The organism is Paraburkholderia franconis, from assembly GCF_009362735.1.
In the GTDB taxonomy this organism is placed as follows: domain Bacteria; phylum Pseudomonadota; class Gammaproteobacteria; order Burkholderiales; family Burkholderiaceae; genus Paraburkholderia; species Paraburkholderia franconis.
In genome coordinates, this window is the sequence record NZ_WHNP01000258.1 from 1 (window position 1) to 613 (window position 613).

The window sequence follows — 613 nt, forward strand, 5'->3', positions numbered from 1 at the left end:
GTCGATGGACGGAAAAGGCGCCTGGCGCGACAACGTGTTCGTCGAACGGGTGTGGCGCAGCGTCAAATATGAAGAGGTTTATTTGAAAGCGTACGACTCGGTAGGCCACGCGCGTCGCTCAATCGGCAATTACCTGAACTGGTATAACCAGAATCGGCCTCATTCGAGGCTGGCCGATCAGACGCCGGATGAAGCATACTTCGCCACGCTGCCAGCGATAAAATCGGCAGCTTGATTGCCTCAACAATTCCACTTAAAAATCTCGGGACCCTGTCCGAACAAGCGGAGCCACCTCTGAGGGTAGATCAAAGAGGCTTATTGATCCGGCAATAAAATGTTGAAATCAAGCCGCATAACGGACAGGATCATGCTGGAAGTATCGCCGGATGCGTTCGGGTTGCTTCTGCACAACCCTGTAATGGTGCGCGGTGGCCTTGACCAGTTGCAGCCTGGTACGCGTTGGCGCCCGCCGTGTGACGCTTTGCTTGAGGTCGGCGTTGGCCATCTCGTTGGGATTGAGCTCAGGGCTGTAGCTGGGCAGATAGAACACCTCGATCCGGTCGCGGTGCCTGCCCAGCCAGGCCTTCACGGCCTTGCCGTGATGGACACGCAG

The 613-nt window shown here is 56.6% G+C and carries 2 protein-coding genes; one reads left to right on the forward strand and one right to left on the reverse strand.

Translation table 11 applies throughout. The features are described from left to right. Positions 1–235: integrase core domain-containing protein (locus GCT13_RS48080; protein WP_152768404.1), on the forward strand; the 235-nt coding region annotated here is incomplete at its 5' end. Between the two features lie 108 nt (positions 236–343). Here the strand turns inward: GCT13_RS48080 and GCT13_RS48085 are convergent. Then, positions 344–613 (reverse strand): transposase (locus GCT13_RS48085; RefSeq protein WP_193727833.1); only part of this gene is annotated, 270 nt, incomplete at its 5' end.